The organism is Natrarchaeobius halalkaliphilus, assembly GCF_003841485.1.
Taxonomy (GTDB): Archaea; Halobacteriota; Halobacteria; order Halobacteriales; family Natrialbaceae; genus Natrarchaeobius; species Natrarchaeobius halalkaliphilus.
Genome location: NZ_REFY01000003.1, coordinates 323,207 through 338,699 on the forward strand (window position 1 = coordinate 323,207; position 15,493 = coordinate 338,699).

A 15,493-nucleotide genomic window follows, 5' to 3' on the forward strand; every position below is an offset into this window, starting at 1 on the left:
AGAACGGTATGACGGAACAAGAACCGTACCCGCGGAGTCTCGGACACATTGGAATCACCGTCGACGACATCGAGGAAGGAGTCGAATGGTACGAAAGCGTTCTCGGATTTACACACGTCATGGGCCCCGAGAAGATCCATGCGAACGAAGGCCACTTCGGAAAACTCGTCGCCGATGGGATGAGCGGCTTCGAGTGGATGAAAATCGCGCACATGGCCACGGGGAATCAGGTTGGAGTCGAACTCTTCGAGTACGATACGACGGAAGGTGAATCGAATCCGGAGATGATGACCCCCGGACTCAATCACATCTGCGTCCAGGATCCGAACATCGAAGAGCTCGCCGCTCGAATCGAGGAGACCGGCGGAACCCAGCTAAAAGACATCTGGAAGGTGTATCCGGACGAAGAGTACGAAATGACATACTGCGAGGACCCGTTCGGAAACTTCGTCGAAATCCACACGCATGGGTACGAGCACGGCCATGCGAACATGTCGTACTGAGGCTTTCCGGTGCTTTGCGGTCTAATAGTCACTGAATCGAAAGTAACGGCTATCATCTTCTCTGTACATCTTTGGACCGGAACGCATATAATTTCACTCGATAAAGTATCAGAACTTATTTCAGAATATACAGCACAGTTACAATAGATTTAACTGATTGTGATGTTTTGACCGTACAGTATGCGGCAAAGTGATACTCACGGGAAGGGTGCAGCGAGTTCGAGTCGACGATCGGTGCTCAAGGCAGCGGGTGCAACGGGTGTTGCAGCCGGTCTTGCGGGATGTTCAGGATTCTTTGGCGGCGGCGGCGAAACCGCCGACGGAGACTACGGGATCGAATTCGTCGAGGATCCGGCCGGCGAACCGTGGGACGAAATCGATTACCTCACGACACCGGAGGACACCAGTCCGATCCGGTACACGTACGCGAACCTTCACGCCGAGTATCTCGAGGAGATCGGCTTCGACGTCTCGGTTCGTGCACCGAGTATTCCACAGTACGTCGACGACGGGTTCGTTCACCGCGACTTCGATATTTACGTCGTTCGTCAACTCGATGGATGGGATCCGGATCGATACCTTCACGATGCGTTTCACTCCTCTGCGCTCGCGGAGGGTGAAGTGAATATTTCCGGCTATGACAACCCCGACTACGACGAGATGGTCGACCAACAGCGCGGGGAAATCGACCTCGAGGCGCGTCAGAATCTGGTCTTCGAGATGCAAGAGCAGTTGATGGAAGAGCAGATCATCTCTCCGATCCTCGTCCAGAACCGGATCATGGCGTACAACGCCGATCGGTACCAGAATGCGTACTCCGGTCCCGAAGAGGGGCTCGGGCGCTTCTGGAACGCACTCAGTATCGAGCCGACCGACGAGGGTGACGAATCGCTCGTCTACTCTCAGGTCAGCGATGTAAACACGCTGAACCCGCTCAGTGCGGAGCGGGTTCGCGTCGAGCGTAACATCATCAAGCTGATGTACGACCGACTGATGCGCATCCCCGAGGAGGGTGTCGTGCCGGAACCGTGGATGGCCGAATCCGTCGAGTCGCCCGACGAGCTAACGACCGTCGTCACGCTTCGTGACGACCTCGAGTGGCACGACGGTGAAGACGTGACCGCAGAGGACGTCCAATTTACGTTCGAGTACGGACAGGAGCACTCCTCTTCGATCGAGAGTACGCTCAGCCCGCTCGAGAGCATCGAAGTCGAGGACGATCTGACGGTCGTCTTCAACTTCGACGAGCCGATGGCGACGTTCCAGAGCTTCCTCGCTGGTCGGAACGGATCGATCCTTCCACAGCACGTCTGGGAGGACGTTCCCGACTCCATCGACGCGGACACCGTTGGCGAGTGGACCAACACCGACGAACCCGTGGGAAGCGGTCCGTTCATGCTTACGAATTTCGAAGGTGGCGAAGAGCTCTCGCTCGAGCGTTTCGACGGATACTTCGAGCAGCCGAACATCGACGAAATCATTCGGATCGAGTCCGCCGATACGCGCGGCATGGTGAACGCACTCGAGGACGGAACATCGGATATGGTACCGTGGGAACTCGCACCCGAGGACGTGGATCGGTTCGACGACGACGATTCGTTCCAGACCGTCGATGCGTTCATGACGTCGATCCACTACGCGTGTTACAACATGCGTCGTCATCCGTACGACATTACGGAGGTTCGACGAGGGCTCGCACACTGTATCCCGAAAGAAGAGGCGGTCGAAATCGCCACGGCCGGAACGGCGGAAGTGATTCAGGCACCGATTTCGCCCGCACTCGACGAGTGGTACCACGACGGCGTCGAACACTTCAACCTCGACCTCGAAGCCGCAGTCCAGGAGCTAGAGGAAGCCGGCTGTGAGTGGGATATGGACGGTCAGATCCACCTCCCACCACAGTAAGACCGGGATTCGACTTTAACGTCACTTCGCGTCCTCTCGCGTTCTCCGACCTCATCTCGCGTCTTTTCGCGTTCTCTCTTCGGGTAGTAAAAGGATTCGTCGACAGCGGACGACGGACAGTCCCCTCGAGCAGGAACGGAAGCTTAACTCGCCCCGAGTCGAAGGAGAGTCGAACACAGATGCCCGAACCACAGATAGCCACGATCGACGTTCGTCGGCAGTTTCACGCGTACCCCGAGCCCTCGTGGTGTGAGTTCTACACGACGAGCCGACTGGTCGACTACGTCGAGTCCCTCGGCGTCGACGAGGTATTCGTCGGAGACGAGACCCTCGACGTAGACGAGCGGTTGGGCGTGCCCGACGAGTCGACGCTCGAGCACTGGTACGACAACGCCGCCGCGATGGGAGCACGATCGGACGTTCTGGAATCGACCGCCGGAGGGAACACCGGTCTGGTCGCCGTCGTAGAGCGGGGTCCAGGTCCCGTCGTCGGCCTTCGGGTCGATATCGACGCGCTCCCGTTCGAGGAAGCGTCCGACTCGAGTCACACACCGGCGGCCGATGACTTTCGCTCGGAAAATACGGGCGTCATGCACGCGTGCGGCCACGACGGACATATGGCGATCGGACTCGGCGTCCTCGAAACACTGATGCACGAGGAGTTTTCCGGAACGCTGAAAGTGTTTTTCCAGCCCGCCGAGGAAGTTCTCGGCGGTGGACGGGCGATGGCCGCAACCCGTCACACCGCCGATCTCGACGCGTTCTTCGCCGTTCACCTCGGACTCGGTCATCCGACGGGCGAGATCGTGGGGGGAAGCGATAGGCCGCTTGCACTGCGACAGAGCCGTGCGACATTTCACGGGGAGTCTGCACACGCGGGGTTTGCACCAAACGAGGGTCGAAACGCCATGCAAGCGATGAGTACGGCTATTCACAACCTGTACGGCATTCCCCGTCACGAGGACGACCTCACCCGAGTCAACGTCGGTCGTGCTCGAGCGGGAGCGGCGTCCAACGTCGTCGCCGATAGCGCAACGATCGATCTCGAGGTCCGGGCCGGAACGAACGACGTCCTCGACTACATGCTTTCCCACGTCGATCGCATGCTCGAGGCCGCTGCTTGCATGCACGACTGTTCGGTGTCGACGACGACCATCGGACGGGCACCGCGTGTCGACAGTGACGGCGTTCTCTCCGAGCTCGTCGCGGACGTCGCGAGTCGTCACCCGGGCGTCTCGTCGGTGAAACGCCACGCCCCGTTCGGTGCGAGCGAAGACACGACGTACTTCATGCGACGGGTGCTCGAAAACGGCGGGAACGCGACGTACGTCATCGTCGGAACCGATCATCCGAGCGGGCATCACACGCCTCGGTTCGATATCGACGAGCGGAGCCTCGAGATCGGACGTGTGGTTCTCAGTGATGCGATTTTCCGGGTACTCACGGGCGAAAGGGCCCAGGACGACGACCTCTGAGAGGGCGTCTTCCCGATTCACTGGAAACGCTTTTGGTACAGTACGGTCCTACTGTAGGTGTGACACACACGTATCCGTACTTCGGCGTCAACTTCAAGGTGTATCCGAACACGATCGGTGAGGGTGGACTCGAGCTGGCGAAAACGGTCGAACGAGTACACGAAGAGACCGGTGCGAACTTCGTCGTTACGCCACAGATCCCCGATCTCCGGTTGATCACCTCGGAAACGGATCTGACCGTCTCCTCGCCCCACGTCGATCCAGTTTCGCCCGGGCGAGGGATCGGAAAAGTACTTCCGGAGACGCTCGCGGATGCCGGGATCGCGGGAGCGACGATCAATCACGCCGAGAACCGCGATACGCTCACGGATATCGCGAAGAAAATCGACCGGTGCAACGAGGTCGGACTCGATAGCTCCGTCTGCGTCGACAGCATCGAGATGGGGGAGGCCGTTGCGGCGTTCGATCCCGATGCACTCATCTACGAGAAACCGGAGGACATCTCGACCGATCGGGCGATCACCACGACCCACCCGGAGCGGGTCGAACGCTTCGTCGAAATGATCGAGTCCACGAACCCCCGAACGAAGGTCCTCGTCGGCGGCGGCATCCGTACGGCAGAGCACGTCCGAGCGGCGTTCGAACTCGGTGCCGATGCAACCGGAGCGGCGTCCGCGATTTCGACGGCCGACGACCCCTACGAGCGACTAACCGAAATCGCCGGTGCGCTCCCGGAGTAGATCACTGGCCACAATATCGACGGGGAGCGATAGGTGCGTAAATCGGTGCAGCCGTTACTATAACAGACGTTTCGCTTCGCCTCAGAGACGTCTCGTGACGATTCCTTCCGACGTCTGATAGCGCTTTGGAAGGCGAACGTAACCGGTTAGCTCTGGTCCTCGACGAGCACCTCGTTTAGCTCCTCCTGTCGATTCAGTACGTCGTCGATGTCCGTCTCTTTGTCGCTCATCACCGTTTCATCGAACAGGTGACACGACACGAGATGGCCGTCCGAAACCGACTGGGAAGCGGGCGGGGATCGTTCGCAGTCGGGCATCGCGTGAGGACACCGGCTGTGGAATCGACAGCCGGCTGGCGGATCGCTCGGATCGGGAAAGTCACCTTCCGGTTCGATTCGAGAGCTCTCGGCCCCCGGGATCGGTCTCGGAATGGACGACAGCAGAATTTCCGTGTAGGGATGATACGGCGGATCGAACAGTTGGTCGACGGTCCCGATTTCGACGATCTCTCCGAGGTACATGACCGCGATTCGATCGGAGATGTGCTGAACGACGTTCAGGTCGTGAGCGATGAAAAGGTACGATATGTCGTACTCCTGTTGAATGTCCATCAGGAGGTTCAGTATCTTCGCCTGAATGCTTACGTCGAGTGCGCTGACGGGCTCATCCGCGATGATGAAATCCGGATCGACGGCCAGCGCTCGAGCGATACCGATTCGTTGTTTCTGTCCGCCACTGAACTCGTGTGGGTATCTATCGAGGTGGCTTTCGTTCAGTCCCACCTCGCTCAACAGCTCTCGAACCCGTTCTTCTTTTTCGGTCTCAGAGTCGACGAGACCGTGGATCTCGAGCGGGCGGCCGATGATCTGTTTGATCGTCTTTCGCGGATTGAGACTCGAGAACGGGTCCTGAAAGATCACCTGAATGTTGGATCGTTCGCGCTTGAGCTGGCGTTTGCTCATCGCAGTCAGATCTGAGCCGGCGTAAACGACCCGTCCGTCGTCCGGTTGATAGAGGTGAGCGAGAGTCTTGCCGAGCGTCGATTTCCCACACCCGCTTTCGCCAACCAATCCCAGCGTTTCGCCGCGATTTATCGAGATATCGATGTCGTCGACGGCCCGAATCTGATCGCCGTGTCCGAGCAGTTCGTCGATCCATCCCGACGAGGTCGAGAAGTACTTGTGAACTCCTTCCGCGACGAGCAGCGGCTCCTGTTCCCGTTCGTCTCGACGGTCGTCGGAACGGTCGAGTTCGTCGTCGGACGAAAACTCCGGTGTGAGCGTGAGTTCGTCGGTTCGAATACACGCCGAGTGATGATCGTCGCCGGCCTTCTCGAGCGGCGGCTCGTCAGTGCGACACGCAGGCTTTTCGTACGGACAGCGGGTCCGGAACGAGCACCCGGAGGGCGTCTCGACCAGATCCGGCATCTGACCGGGGATCGTCGGTAGTCGCTCGCGCGGATCGTTGATCTTCGGGATCGCCTCGAGCAGCCCCTTCGTATAGGGGTGGCTCGTCTCCCGGAATATGCTGGAAACCGGACCGGTTTCGACCAGCGTTCCGGCGTACATCACGCCGACGCGGTCGCACATCTGAGCGACGACACCCATGTTGTGCGTGATGAGCTGGACGGCGATATCGTTCTCTCGCTGGAGTTCCTGGAGCAAGCTCAGGATCTCGGCCTGAATCGTGACGTCCAGTGCCGTGGTTGGCTCGTCTGCGATAATCAGGTCGGGCTCACAGGAGATCGCCATCGCGATCATCACGCGCTGGCGCATTCCACCACTGAGTTGATGTGGGAACTGATTCGCTCGCTCGCTGGCGTTTGGAATGCCGACCCGATCGAGCAGGTTCACGGTTCGTTCTCTGGCTTCAGCGTCGGTGGCGTCGGTGTGGTTTCGAATAACGTCGTCGATCTGGGTTCCGATAGTGAACGACGGATTGAGCGCACTCAACGCGTCCTGAAAGATGACTGCGATATCGTTTCCACGGATCGATCGCAGTTCGGATTCCGACAGCGAGAGGAGGTCAACACCGTCGAATCGGATCTCCCCGTCGGTTATCTGGCCCGGTGACTGAATCAGGTCCAGCACTGAGAGTCCGGTCACCGATTTTCCCGCGCCGCTTTCTCCGACCACACCGTACACCTCACCGGGATAGATCTCGTAGCTGACGCCATCGACTGCCTTGACAGTCCCTTCTTCCGTCTGAAACTCGGTGTGTAAGTTCCGAACCTCGAGCAGGGGTTCTCGGCTCATATTCCACCCGTTGTATCAGCATCGACATCCGTCTTCGGATCGAGCGCATCTCGAAGTCCGACGCCGAGGAACGTAAGTCCCAGGACGGTACTCATGATCGCGATCCCCGGAAAGAGGCTGATCCACGGAGCGGTCTGGAGATTTCGCTGTCCCTCGCTGATCATGACGCCCCACGTCGGGGTCGGCGGCTGTGCGCTCAGTCCGAGATACGACAGTCCGGCTTCTGCGAGGATCGAAAACGCGAAGATGATCGTTGCCTGAACCATCACTGCAGAAACCATATTCGGCAACATTTCACGGAACATGATGTTGAACGAGTGTTCTCCGTACGATTTCGCAGCAAGTACGTACTCCTCTTCTCTCACGGAGATCGCACTCCCTCTCGTGATCCGGGTCATGATCGGAGCGAACGCGATTCCGAGTGCCAGAATAATCTGGTTGAGGCCGGGACCCAGAATCGCGACGACGATCAAGCCGAGGAGAATGTTCGGAAACGCAAAGAAGACGTCGACCGTCCGGCTAATCGCCTCGTCGACCCAGGAGCGATAGTAGCCGGCGACCAGTCCGGTGACGACTCCGGTGACGGTCGCGATCGTGACGACTAGGGCTGCGACACGGAGGCTAATTCGTGTTCCGTACAACACTCGAGAGAAGACGTCGCGACCGTATCGATCCGTCCCGAACGGGTGCTCGAGCGACGGTGCCAGTAGCCGTCGAGCGCCGTCCGTCGATCCCGGATCGTACGGCATGATAAGTGGCGCAACGATCGCAACGATAACGTAGATGATGGTAAAGTAGAGCCCGAACATCGCCAGCGTGTTTCGTCTGAATCGGGCGTAGATCCGCCGATAACGCGTATGTTCCTCGAGAAAGTTGTGAAAATACGTATGAACGAACGAGATCATAGGAGGAGTTTTAAACCGAGTAATATATAGCTATCGATGGCAACAGTACCGGAACTGTTTTATTAGCGCAGGAACGCTACTTTCGTCAGATGAGTTGGAGCCAGTACGCGATAAAACGTACCCTGTCCAGTCTATTCGTTCTGTTCGGTGCGTCGGTCGTCATTTTCTCTATCGTTCGGTTGATCCCCGGCGACCCGGCGCAAGTCTTACTGGGTGATACTGCACGCGAAGCACAACTCGAGGTCGTTCGTCGCGAACTCGGCCTCCATCGACCGGTCTGGGAGCAGTATTTCATCTGGTTGTCCGACGTTCTCACGCTCGACCTCGGTCGGAGCTACATGAACAATCAGTTGATAACCGAGCTCATCGCGATCCGTTATCCGCGTTCGCTTCAGCTGGCGATATTCACGATGATCTTTGCGTCGATGATCGGGATTCCACTCGCCATCTGGGGTGCCAGCAACCGAAACAGCTCCAGAGATTACCTCGCGTTGTTTTTCTCCCAGTTCGGCGTCTCGATTCCGAGTTTCTTTCTCGGCGTCGTCCTCATCCTGCTCTTTGCGAACTACATTCCGCTCTTTCCGCCGTCGGGATACATGTCATTCTTCGATCACCCACTCGGTAACGTCGTCCACCTCTTCTTGCCAGTCGTGACACTCACGGTGATCAACGCCGCGATCATCACGCGCTATTTGCGTTCGGAAATGCTCGAAAACCTGAACTCCGAGTACGTTCAGACCGCTCGAGCGTACGGGCACTCCGAGCGACGGATCATTCTGAAATACGTCGCGAAGAACGCGATGATCCCGACGATAACGGTCATCGGGATCCAGTTCGGCGGAATCATCGGCGGCGTGGTCATCATCGAGGAAGTGTTTTCCTACCCGGGAATCGGGCTGTTGCTTCTCGATTCGATTCTGCGACGCGATTACCCTGTGATTCAGATCTCGTTGCTGGCCATCGCTGCGACGTTTATCTTCGTCAATTTGATCGTCGACCTGATATACGGCTATCTCGATCCGCGGATCAGACATTAGCGTCCCGTCGTCGCCACGGACACACTCGACTGGGCTCACAGATTCCACCCACAAGGCGCCATCGACGAAGGTCGATAATACGTATATTTCGTCCCGGTGACAGCTGAAGGGGACAGGTACACTTATCTGGTTCGTCCCACATCGTCCACCGGTAGGGAATAACATGAAGTCAGAGAATACAGTAACAGAACTGAACAGGCGTCAGGCGCTTACCCTCCTCGGTGGGGCAGGTAGCGCTGCGATGCTCGCAGGGTGTCAGGACGTCGGTGATGACGGCGACGATGACAGCTCCACGCTGCACGTCCAACTTGGTGGCTCGCTCGACTCGCTCGATCCACAGTTAGCGGGATTGCGAAACACGCAGGTCGTCGTCAACAGGGTCGTCGAAAAGCTGTTCGAACCGGATATCGAGATGGAGATGGAACCGGTGCTCGCAGAAGGATACGAGCTGACCGACGACGGCGGCTCCGTGATTATTCAGCTTCGGGACGGCGTGATGTTCCATCCGCCGTACGAGCGAGAGATGGTCGCTGAAGACGTCGTCTACAACTTCGATCGGGTCTCGGATCCGGATACCGGCTCACCGCGTCAGGACAACTTCGACAATCTCGAAGACTGGTACGCAGAAGGCGATTACGAACTTCGAATCGACTTCGAAGAGCCCGAAGCGGCGCTCGAAGCGACGCTTGCGAACACTGGAATGCACGTTCTGTCTCCGGACGCACTCGAGGAGGAGGGCGATGCCTCGAGTCACCCGGTGGGGACCGGACCGTTCGTGTTCGAGGAGTGGGTTACCCGGGACCACATCCACCTCGTCGCTCACGACGACTACCGGGTCGACGGTGTTCCCGGCGTCGAAGAAGTCTATTTCAGGCCGATCGAGGAACCTGCGACGGCGATTACGGAAATTCAGGAAGGGGAGATCGAAATGCTTCACGACGTGCCACTCGACAACGCCGGCCAACTCGAGGACGACGACGATATCCAGGTGCAGTTCGTCGAAGCGCCGGACCTGCGGTTCCGGATGATGGTCAACGCCTCCGACAACGAAATCGACGGCCGCGCACCCGGCGCACCGACCCAGAGTCAGAACATCCGTCAGGCGATTGCAGAGGCAATCAACCAGCCCGACTTCGTCGAGATTGCAGCGGGAGGACACGCGGACGTTGGGCAGACGGTCTATCCGGAAGATAACGTCTGGGGAGTCGACTACCAGCCGTTCAGCGTCGAAGCCGATCCCGACCGGGCGCAGGAGCTGATCGAGGAGTCCGACTTCGACGCGCCGGTCGAATTGACCATGATCTCCGCGTCCGACGAAGACGACCTTCGAACCCTCGGCCAACTCGCTCAAGATCAGTTGAACGACGCCGGTTTCGAGGTCAACCTCGAGGAGATGGAGGTCGCCTCGTGGGTCGAACGGCTGAACGCCTTCGAGTGGGACATCACTCCGAACCACGGCTCACACAGCCCGGACCCCGCCCTGAAGCGCTTCGAGCGAATGTTCTGGACGGACGAGGAGAACGTGCCGTACTACGAGAGTCCCGACTCGAACGCCGACCGCGTCTTCGAAATCTTCGAGGAAGACAGTAGCGAACTTTCACAGGACGAACGATACGAACTGTACGCCGAATTCCAGCGCCTTCTCTGTGACGACGCCGTGTATCTCATCTGTTGTCATCCACAGAACGCACACGCGCTGCGAACGTACGTCGAGGACTTCGAGATCCACCCGATGGACATGTACTTCCCGATCCACAACGCCCGTCTCGAGCAGTAGTCGGACCGCTTGCCGAAACCATATTTGACTCGGTTTTCAGTTCCGCTCGTCGTTCCAGGGTGCAAATTCGAAATCGATGATCCGTTGTTCCTGGTCGATACTATCGATCGTGTCGATATCTTCGTCGTCTAACTCGAGACGGATCGCCTCTGCGTTTTCGCGACGGTGCGTTTCGCTGCTCGCCTTCGGAACCGGGACGACGTCCTTTTGGGCCATCCACGCGAGACTGACCTGGGCCGGAGAAACATCGTGTTTCGCCGCGACTGAAGCGAGTTCGGGTACGTCTCCGACGCGTCCACGGATCAGCGGCGAATAGGCGACCATTCGGTGGTCGTGTCTCTCCGCGTACTCGCGAAGCTCGGTCTGCTGTAACAGCGGGTGAAGTTCGACCTGATGGGCGACGATCGGTGGTTCGAGCAGATCGCGTGCTTCGTCGAGCAGCGCCGGCGTGAAATTGCTCACTCCGACGTTCGCGACGACGCCCCTGTCGTGGAGTTCGTTGAACGCTCGCAACGTCCCTTCGGGATCGTAGGTCCCGGCTGGCCAGTGGACGTACAGCAGATCGATCTGCTCGAGTCCGAGGTCCTCGAGACTCTGCTCGACCGACTCGAGTGCGTCCTCGTACTCGGCGCGTTGATAGTGAACTTTCGTCGCGACGAAGAGGTCGTCTCGGGGGACGGTCGACCGTTCGATAGCGGCTCCGACGCACGGCTCCGTCCCGTATATCTGGGCGGTGTCGATGTGTCGATAGCCGATTTCGATGGCGTTCGTGACCGTCTCGACGCAGGCCTCGAAGTCGACCTCGAAGTCGTCCTCGAGTGCGGTATTCTGGTCCGTTCCGAGTCCGATCGGCGGAATATCTGGTGTCATCGATAATAGCGCTCGTCTCGGTAGTGTTCGTCCTGCTACCAGTAGATTTCGATTACCCGATTGACAGAATCGCAGATGACTCGATCGGTTCGTCGAAACGGTACAGCCTCGATCCGCGTCAGTTCACGGTCAGTGGAGGTGGTCGGCGGCGTCCTGGACCGACGCGTCCTCGTGGACGATCGATTTGATCGCGGCGATCATGCCGGCCGGGTCGTCGTGTTTCCAGATCGTTCGGCCGAACATGACGCCGTGTATACCCGCGTCCATTCCGGATCGGACCATCTCGAGGACCGCCGCGTCGTCGTCCTGTGCGGGTCCACCGGCGATGTACATCGGTACCGGTGCGTCTTCAGCGATCGGTGCGAAGGACTCTGGATCGCCGGTGTACGGACTCTTCAAGATGTCGGCTCCGATTTCGAAACCGATCCGATTCGCGTGAGCCAGATACTCCGCGTCGAGTTCGTCTTCCGCCCGCTGTCCCCACAGCGTCGGTTCGACGACCGAGTCGATCCCGTACGCGCGTGCGGTTTCCGAGACCTCGCTGATGAGTTGCAGATTGTTCGCGAGGACGTCGGGATCTTCCCGACCGAAGACGAGTGCCGTTTTGATCGCGTCGACGCCGACGCGCGCCGCCTCCTCGACGCTGAATGCCTGGTGGTGGATTTCGGCGTTCTCTCGATCGCCGGGGAGCGTCGAGTCGACCGGCTGATCGACGGTTCCGACCGTGACGAGGTCCGGATGCTCGGACAGCAGCGAGTCGAACCGTCGAAGGAAGGGAATTCCGGCAAGGATGCCGTCGGGATTTCCCTCGAGAACCGTCTGAAGGGTCGCTTCCGGGTCTTCAAAGCGCTCTAGTCGGCCGTGACTCAGTCCGTGGTCGATTGCGACGATGACGGCGTTCCCCGTACTCGTAGGTAACATTTGGTATCCGTTTCGTCCTGTTCTCGCTAACGACGAAAAAGCTTCCGATGCGACCGTCACGAGGGCGAGTACGACGTTCGAGGACGGAATCTGGGCGCGTCGACGCTCGAGTAAGATGGGTGTCGACGACGGCGTCTCGGCCGTCTCGAGTTCCGGTCTCGATTAGACCGGTTCGTCGGAGATGTTGATCGTCTTCGTCTGCGTGTAGGCCGTAAGCGTCTCGAGGGCTCGCTCTCGGCCGATCCCTGACTGTTTGTACCCGCCAAACGGCATCCCCTGTGGGAAGTCGTTGTACTGGTTGACCCAGACGGTTCCGGCCTCTATGTCCTTCGCCGCGGTCTGTGCGTCAGTGATGTCGGAGGCGATGACGCCGGCGGCGAGTCCGTGATCGACATCGTTGGCCAGCTCGATCATCTCGTCGTAATCGGACCAGGAAAACGCCCGGAGGACGGGTCCGAAGATCTCCTCCTGGACGGCCCGGTGATCGTGGTCGATCTCGTTGATGACCGTCGGCAGGACGAACTGACCGTCACCGAGGGACTCGTCGTCGGGGACCGACCCACCCGTCACGACGTTCGCGTCGTCGCCGGTGGCGGCCGCGATGAACTCGAGCGTCCGGTCGCGCTGGGCAGCGCTGACCTTCGGGCCGATGGCCGTCGACTCCAGAAGTGGATCGCCGGGACGGTACTCCGTCGCAACCTCGGACAGCGCTTCGAGCACGTCGGTTTCGATCGCTTCGTGGACGAAGAGGCGGCTTCCGGCACAGCAGTTCTCCCCGGTGCTGGTGAAGATCGCACCGGCGGCGATCTCCGCTGCCCGCTGTGGATCGGCGTCGGGGAAGACGACGATCGGGCTGTTCCCGCCGAGTTCGAGCGAGATGTCGGTGACGTTCTCGGCGGCGCTCTTCATGACGGTTTTTCCGACGGCGGTCGATCCAGTGAACGCCAGCTTGTCGATATCGGGGCTGCTCGTGAGTGCGGCGCCCGTCGGTTCGCCGCGACCGGTGACGACGTTGACGACGCCGTCCGGAAGGAGGTCTTCGATCTCTTCGAGGAACGCGAGGATCGAGATCGGGGTCTGTTCGGCCGGTTTGAGAACGACCGTGTTGCCCGCAGCCAGCGCGGGTGCGAGTTTCCAGGAGGCCTGGGCGATCGGGTAGTTCCAGGGAATAATCGCCCCCACGACGCCGTGGGGCTCTCGGACGGTCATCACGGTTTTGGTGCCCTCGCTCGGGATCGTCGTTCCGTGATTGGCCTGGGTCATCCCGGCGAAGTACCGGTACTGTTCCGCGGTCCGTTCCATATCCCAGTGGGCGTCACCGATCGGCATGCCGTTGTTGAGCGTCTCGATCGTGGCGAGTCGCTCCGTTGCGTCTTCGATCCGATCCGCGATCTCGTTTAAGATGTTCCGTCGTTCGGTCGCGGAGTACTCGGACCACGTCTCCTCGTAGGCTCGTCTGGCGGCGTCGACAGCCTCGTCGACGTCCGCCTCCCCGGCCTCGGGCACCGTCGCGATCGTCCGTCCCGTCGTCGGATTGCTCGTTTCGAAGGTCGATCCGGACGTTCCCTCGACCCACTCCCCTCCGATGAACAGTCGTGGCGTCCACTCGAGATACTCGGCTTCGGCTCGCTCGTGGCGCTCTAAGACGTCGGATTTCGTCTCGCGTACTGATTTGTCCGAGGACATACCCCACGCTATACAGTATACTTACAAATATCTTATCCCGGCCGTCGGATCGACTGCCGCGAGATCGACCGAGTGACACGCCACCCGTTTCCACTTCCTTTCAGCGCCGTCGCGAACCGTCTCCCAGAGAGTCACCGGGGTTCCGGTGGTCAGACGATTCCGGGCGATCACCGATAGATGGGATACACCGTACAGAGCGAGTCGACTTCTTCGGCTACCGTCGCCGCCAGCTCCTCGTCGTCGGGAGTATCGAGCAACTCGACGATGTGCGTCGCGACGGTTTCGATCTCGTCTCGTCCGAATCCACGAGTCGTCACGGCGGCGGTCCCGATCCGAATACCGCTCGTGACGAACGGCGAGCGCGATTCGCCCGGGACGGTGTTCTTGTTGACCGTGATCCCGACCGACTCGAGGGCGGTTTCGGCCTCCTCTCCGGTCAGGTTCGGGTGGGAATCGCGCAGGTCGACGAGGAGCAGGTGCTTGTCGGTTCCACCGCTTACGACGGAAAGACCGTGTTCGACGAACACGTCGGCCATCGCCTTCGCGTTCGCGACGACCCGTTCTGCGTATCGCTCGAACGCCGGCTCCGTGGCCTCTCCGAACCCGACCGCTTTTCCCGCGATGTTGTGCATGAGCGGCCCGCCCTGTCCACCGGGGAAGATCGCCCTGTCGATTTCCTCTCCGTACGCATCGCTCGTCATGATGAATCCGCCCCGGCCCGCCCGGATCGTCTTGTGCGTGCTTCCGGTGACGAAATCCGCAACGCCGACGGGGTTGTCGTGGACTCCGGCGGCGATCAGGCCGGTGACGTGAGCGATATCCGCCATATGGTAGGCGTCGACCGCGTCGGCGATCGCCGCGATCCGATCGAACTCGAATTCGCGCGGATACGCCGAGGAACCACTGACGATCAGCGCTGGATCGCACTCCTCGGCCAGGGTCGCGAGCTCGTCGTAGTCGATGTATCCCGTCTCGGGATCGACGCCGTACTGCGTGACGTCGTAGAGCTGACCGGAGAAGTTGACGTGATGGCCGTGCGAGAGGTGACCGCCGTGGTTCAGGTCGAGTGAAAGGATTCGATCACCCGGCTCCAACGTCGCGAAGTAGACGCCCATGTTCGCCTGCGTACCGCTGTGGGGCTGGACGTTGACGTGCTCCGCACCGAACAGGGTTTTCGCCCGATCGATCGCGAGCTGCTCGACCCGGTCGACGTGTTCACACCCGCCGTAGTACCTCGCACCGGGATACCCTTCGGCGTACTTGTTCGTGAGGACGCTCCCCTGTGCCTCGAGAACGGCCTCGGAAACGTGGTTTTCGGAGGCGATCAACTCGAGGGTGTTCTCTTGGCGCCTGCGTTCGTTTCGAATCGCGTCGAAGACTTCCGGATCCGTCGCTGTAAGCGCATCGCTATCCACCATG

At 59.6% G+C, this 15,493-nt stretch carries 12 protein-coding genes; 6 read left to right on the plus strand and 6 right to left on the minus strand.

The genetic code is table 11. From position 1 onward, the window contains the following. Positions 1-8 precede the first annotated feature (8 nt). From EA462_RS08555 to EA462_RS08570, 4 genes are all read left to right on the plus strand, one after another. The gene (locus EA462_RS08555) at positions 9-503 is read left to right on the plus strand and encodes a VOC family protein (protein WP_124178149.1); all 495 of its coding nucleotides are present in this window, start codon (positions 9-11) and stop codon (positions 501-503) included. 180 nt (positions 504-683) lie between these two features. Then, positions 684-2,408: an ABC transporter substrate-binding protein gene (locus tag EA462_RS08560; protein WP_124178461.1), complete on the plus strand. Its 1,725-nt coding sequence runs from the start codon at positions 684-686 to the stop codon at positions 2,406-2,408. A gap of 179 nt (positions 2,409-2,587) precedes the next feature. After that, complete coding sequence (locus EA462_RS08565) at positions 2,588-3,883, plus strand: amidohydrolase (RefSeq protein ID WP_124178150.1); 1,296 nt, start codon at positions 2,588-2,590, stop codon at positions 3,881-3,883. Positions 3,884-3,942: 59 nt separating this feature from the next. Continuing rightward, the gene (locus EA462_RS08570; RefSeq protein ID WP_124178151.1) at positions 3,943-4,623 is read left to right on the plus strand and encodes a triose-phosphate isomerase; all 681 of its coding nucleotides are present in this window, start codon (positions 3,943-3,945) and stop codon (positions 4,621-4,623) included. A gap of 146 nt (positions 4,624-4,769) precedes the next feature. Here the strand turns inward: EA462_RS08570 and EA462_RS08575 are convergent, their stop codons facing one another. Both EA462_RS08575 and EA462_RS08580 read right to left on the minus strand, forming a co-directional pair. Then, a complete protein-coding gene (locus EA462_RS08575) occupies positions 4,770-6,878 on the minus strand; it encodes an ABC transporter ATP-binding protein (RefSeq protein ID WP_124178152.1) in 2,109 nt (702 codons plus the stop codon). After that, positions 6,875-7,783, minus strand: a complete 909-nt coding sequence (locus tag EA462_RS08580) for an ABC transporter permease (RefSeq protein WP_124178153.1) — start codon at positions 7,781-7,783, stop codon at positions 6,875-6,877. The genes EA462_RS08575 and EA462_RS08580 overlap by 4 nt, the downstream gene beginning before the upstream one ends. Positions 7,784-7,872: 89 nt before the next feature. Between EA462_RS08580 and EA462_RS08585 the strand changes: the two genes are divergently transcribed. Together EA462_RS08585 and EA462_RS08590 are read left to right on the plus strand one after the other, a co-directional pair. Next, positions 7,873-8,820 carry an ABC transporter permease gene (locus EA462_RS08585; RefSeq protein WP_124178154.1) on the plus strand — a complete coding sequence of 316 codons (948 nt, stop codon included), beginning with the start codon at positions 7,873-7,875 and terminating at the stop codon, positions 8,818-8,820. A gap of 163 nt (positions 8,821-8,983) precedes the next feature. Further along, positions 8,984-10,597 (plus strand): ABC transporter substrate-binding protein, encoded by a 1,614-nt coding sequence (locus EA462_RS08590; RefSeq protein WP_124178155.1) that lies wholly within the window; start codon positions 8,984-8,986, stop codon positions 10,595-10,597. A 36-nt stretch (positions 10,598-10,633) separates the two neighbouring features. Here the strand turns inward: EA462_RS08590 and EA462_RS08595 are convergent, their stop codons facing one another. From EA462_RS08595 to glyA, 4 genes are all read right to left on the minus strand, one after another. Then, positions 10,634-11,467 carry an aldo/keto reductase gene (locus EA462_RS08595; RefSeq protein WP_124178156.1) on the minus strand — a complete coding sequence of 278 codons (834 nt, stop codon included), beginning with the start codon at positions 11,465-11,467 and terminating at the stop codon, positions 10,634-10,636. 129 nt (positions 11,468-11,596) lie between these two features. Then, positions 11,597-12,388, minus strand: coding sequence for a class I fructose-bisphosphate aldolase (locus EA462_RS08600; protein WP_124178157.1), 792 nt, complete (start codon positions 12,386-12,388; stop codon positions 11,597-11,599). A gap of 162 nt (positions 12,389-12,550) precedes the next feature. Continuing rightward, a complete protein-coding gene (locus EA462_RS08605; protein ID WP_124178158.1) occupies positions 12,551-14,074 on the minus strand; it encodes an aldehyde dehydrogenase family protein in 1,524 nt (507 codons plus the stop codon). A 167-nt stretch (positions 14,075-14,241) separates the two neighbouring features. Beyond that, positions 14,242-15,492 (minus strand): serine hydroxymethyltransferase, encoded by a 1,251-nt coding sequence (gene glyA, locus EA462_RS08610; RefSeq protein ID WP_124178159.1) that lies wholly within the window; start codon positions 15,490-15,492, stop codon positions 14,242-14,244. Position 15,493 lies beyond the last annotated feature (1 nt).